Genomic DNA, 3,636 nt, shown 5'->3' on the forward strand with positions numbered 1-3,636 from the left:
GCCGATGACTGGTGGCAGGCGATACTGGACCGTCGCTTGCACGCGGGCGATTGCCTGGACGACGACAAGACCGGCGACAACCGCTGCGTCACCCTGCGCCGTGACCTGGACGGCGATGGCCAAGACGACGTGCTGCTGTGCATGACCAGTCTGTACAGCGGTCCGCGCTGCCAGCTGCACGTGCGTGAACCGGCTGGCTGGAGAAAGGAGGGTGAGGTTTCCTTCCAGGACGTTGACCAGCGCACCTCGGACGGGGCCCCGCAGGCCCTGCGCGACGGCCGCCTGACCATGCAGCCGCCGCGCTGGCCGACGCTGCTGCTTGACGGCGCGGCGGGCCAGCTGGAGATTGATCGCAGCAACGACCGCGCGGAGGCGGCCACACCATGAGCGGATACTGCCGCATCGCCCCGGGCCATCCGGTGCACGAGTACTACCACGCCAATGAATATGGCTTCCCGCAGCGCGATGAGCGTGAACTGTTCGAGCGCCTGCTGCTGGAGATCAACCAGGCCGGCCTGAGCTGGGAGACCATCCTGAAGAAGCGCGAGGGATTCCGCGCGGCCTATGACGCGTTCGACGTTGATCGCGTGGCGGCCTACGCCGAGCAGGACATCGAGCGCCTGCTGTCGGACCCGGGCATCATCCGCAACCGCTTGAAGGTGCTGGCGGCGATCCACAACGCGCAAGTGATCCAGCAGCTGCGCCAGAGCCACGGCAGCTTCGCCGCCTGGCTGGACGCACACCATCCGCGCAGCAAGGCCGACTGGGTGAAGCTGTTCAAGAAGACGTTCCGCTTCACCGGTGGCGAGATCACCGGCGAGTTCCTGATGAGCCTGGGCTACCTGCCGGGCGCGCATGCCGAGGACTGCCCGGTGCATGCAACGCTGCTGAAGCTGGCACCGCCGTGGGTACAGGCAGCGCGCGGCTGATGCGCATCCGCCGGGCATGGCCCGGCGCTACCGGGGCGCGTGGCACCTGGGCGGGCGATCCGCCGAATGCGGAATCAGACGCCCATGTAGCGGCCCGGGCGGTGGTTGAACATCAGCACCAGGCTGAGTACCACCGCACCGATGGCCGAGTACATCACTTTGGACGGCGACAGCACGAAGAACGCGGCCACCATCAGGCACGCATCGAAGGACATCTGCACTTTGCCGGCGCTCCAGCCGCGGGTGCGCTGCAGGTACACCGCCAGGATGCCGATGCCGCCGAGGCTGGCGCGATGGCGGATGAAGAACAGGATGCCCAGGCCGGACAGCGCGCCACCGACCAGCGCCGAGTACAGCGGCGCGATATGCGAAAAGTCCGCCCAGCGCGGCAGGATGTCGGTGAGCAGGCCGCAGGCAGTGACCGCTGCGAACGTCTTCAGGGTGAATTCCCAGCCCATGCGGCGCACGGCCACCCAGTAGAACGGCAGGTTGACCAGCACGAACACCAGGCCGAAGTTCCAGCCCATCGAATAGTGCAGCAGGAAGGCCATGCCGGCCATGCCGCCGATCATCAGCCCGCCCTTGGCGAAGATGGCCAGGCCCAGTGAGGCCACGAGCATGGCCAGCACCATGCCCTGCACGTCCTCGGCGACCGAGTGGCGCAGCGCCTTCTCATCGGCGGGGGTGCCGGCAACATCGGGCGGCGGGGTCAGCGGGCCAGCGGTGACCAGGTGGCCGTCAGCGTCGTCGCACGGCGCCGGGCCATGGGATTGGAGGGACATACAGGTGGGGGCACTACGGGTGGGGAGCGGTATTAGACACGATCTGCATGACAGTTGCAGATGAAATCGTTCAGTTGGGAGTTGCGGCGAACGGCGCAGCCCCTCGTGGCTGGGCGGCGTAATGCAGTTCAGTGGCTTGGCCAGGCGGGGTGAGGCTGCGGGGGACGCCGTGAATCCGTCCCTGGGGACTTGGCCGCGTCTTGCTCGTGTGCGCTGTCCTGCGCACACAGCAAGACCGGGATTGGGCGTCCCGTCCTGCCCAACCCGCCCGAGGCATGCCTCGGGCCCATGCCGCGGACACCCCCGCAGCCTCACCCCACCCGGCCTTGGACAGGTTCCGTGCGCGTCCAGCCACGTAAAGAGAAAAGAAGAGCAAAAGCGGGTCGCTTCGCTCGGTGGAGCGGTTGTCTCAGCGCTGGGTGGCCAGGTGGTGGGCGACCAGGGCGTTTGCGTGGCCATGGCCCAGCCCGTGCTCGGATTTCAGGAAGCTGACCAGTTCCATGTGCTTCAGCCCCGGCCGTTTGGCCAGCAGCGCCAGCCAATGCGCCACCGGCTGCCCGTAGGTCTTTTCGATGGAAGGAAAATAGGACGCCGGGCCCTTGGGTTTGCTGTCGGTGCTCATGTGCTGCTCCCTTTTCTTTGGAAAGTACCCGATCGACGAACCACGGAACCACAAATCGACATAGCGCATTAACCGACCAGCGCCCGGCGCCACCAGTCACGCGCATCCACGCATGGCGTGGATCTACGTGTCGACCAAGGTCGACCCCCACCAACAACAAGTCATGCAATTCCAACAGATCGCGGAAAACTGTCGAAGGCGGGGTGGGTCCGGTTGCGGGGGTGTCCGCGGCATGGATGCCGCGGCCAAGCCTCCATGGATGGATTCACGGCGTCCCCCGTAACCGGGCCCACCCCGCCATCCCAGCAGGAAGCCAGCTGTTGCTGTTGCGGTTGCCGGCCAGCGGCCGGCACTACCGCGGGCGCCGGGCGCAGCCCGGCCGTATCATCCCCTCATGCCGCGTGAAAACCTCAACGACCTGCAAGCCTTCGTCCACGTTGCCCGCGAAGGCAGCTTCACCAAAGCCGCTGCCCAGCTGGGCGTCTCCCAGTCCGCCCTCAGCCACGCCATGCGCGGGCTGGAAGAGCGACTGGGCGTGCGCCTGTTGACCCGCACCACCCGCAGCGTCGCCACCACCGAGGCCGGTGCCCGCCTGCTGGAAACCCTGGCCCCGCGCCTGGCAGAGATCGAAGACGAACTGGCCGCGCTGGCCGAGTACCGCGAGCGCCCCGCAGGCACCATCCGCATCAACGCCACCGGCCACGCCGCCGAATACCTGGCCTGGCCCAGGCTGGCGCCGCTGCTGCAGCAGTACCCGGACCTGAAGGTCGAGCTGACCACCGATTACGGCCTGGCCGACATCGTCGCCGAGCGCTACGACATCGGCATCCGTCTCGGTGAGCGCCTGGCACGCGACATGGTGGCGCTGCCGATCAGTCCGCCGCTGCGCATGCGCGTGGTGGGGGCACCGTCGTACTTCCGCCAGCACGTGGCGCCGGTGCATCCGCACGATCTGGCCGCGCACAACTGCATCACCCTGCGCCTGCCCACCCATGGCGGCCTGATGCCGTGGGATTTCGGTCAGGATGGCCACGAACTGAGCATCCGCGTCTCCGGCCAATGGACCTTCAACACCATGGGCATGACGCGGGCTGCGGCGCTGGCCGGCAGCGGACTGGCCTGGCTGCCCGAAGACCAGGTGCAGGCGGCCCTGCTGGAAGGCCGCCTGCAATCAACACTGGATGACTGGTGCCCGCACTTCGATGGCTACTACGCGTATTACCCGTCACGCCGGCACGTCACCGTGGCGATGCGTACGGTGCTTGATGCGCTGCGCGGACCGATGGTGGGGTGAGGCGTGGGG

General features: G+C 67.3%; 4 protein-coding genes and 1 pseudogene. 3 read left to right on the forward strand and 2 right to left on the reverse strand.

Annotation, left to right across the window (positions count from 1 at the left end; translation table 11 throughout):
* A pseudogene (locus tag AC1VAN_RS14995) lies at nucleotides 1–387 on the forward strand (DUF4153 domain-containing protein); the annotation flags it as partial.
* Nucleotides 384–929 carry a DNA-3-methyladenine glycosylase I gene (locus tag AC1VAN_RS15000; protein WP_025874034.1) on the forward strand — a complete coding sequence of 182 codons (546 nt, stop codon included), beginning with the start codon at nucleotides 384–386 and terminating at the stop codon, nucleotides 927–929. The pseudogene AC1VAN_RS14995 and the gene AC1VAN_RS15000, both read left to right, overlap by 4 nt.
* A gap of 74 nt (nucleotides 930–1,003) precedes the next feature.
* On the opposite strand, the gene AC1VAN_RS15005 is transcribed toward AC1VAN_RS15000, so the two are convergent.
* Both AC1VAN_RS15005 and AC1VAN_RS15010 read right to left on the reverse strand, forming a co-directional pair.
* Nucleotides 1,004–1,711 (reverse strand): YitT family protein, encoded by a 708-nt coding sequence (locus AC1VAN_RS15005; protein WP_025874035.1) that lies wholly within the window; start codon nucleotides 1,709–1,711, stop codon nucleotides 1,004–1,006.
* A 409-nt stretch (nucleotides 1,712–2,120) separates the two neighbouring features.
* Nucleotides 2,121–2,333, reverse strand: coding sequence for a DUF4287 domain-containing protein (locus AC1VAN_RS15010; RefSeq protein WP_032977298.1), 213 nt, complete (start codon nucleotides 2,331–2,333; stop codon nucleotides 2,121–2,123).
* Between the two features lie 394 nt (nucleotides 2,334–2,727).
* Between AC1VAN_RS15010 and AC1VAN_RS15015 the strand changes: the two genes are divergently transcribed.
* Nucleotides 2,728–3,627 carry a LysR family transcriptional regulator gene (locus tag AC1VAN_RS15015; protein WP_025874037.1) on the forward strand — a complete coding sequence of 300 codons (900 nt, stop codon included), beginning with the start codon at nucleotides 2,728–2,730 and terminating at the stop codon, nucleotides 3,625–3,627.
* The last annotated feature ends 9 nt before the right edge of the window (nucleotides 3,628–3,636 follow it).

This window comes from Stenotrophomonas sp. 05L44_2 (genome assembly GCF_056665995.1).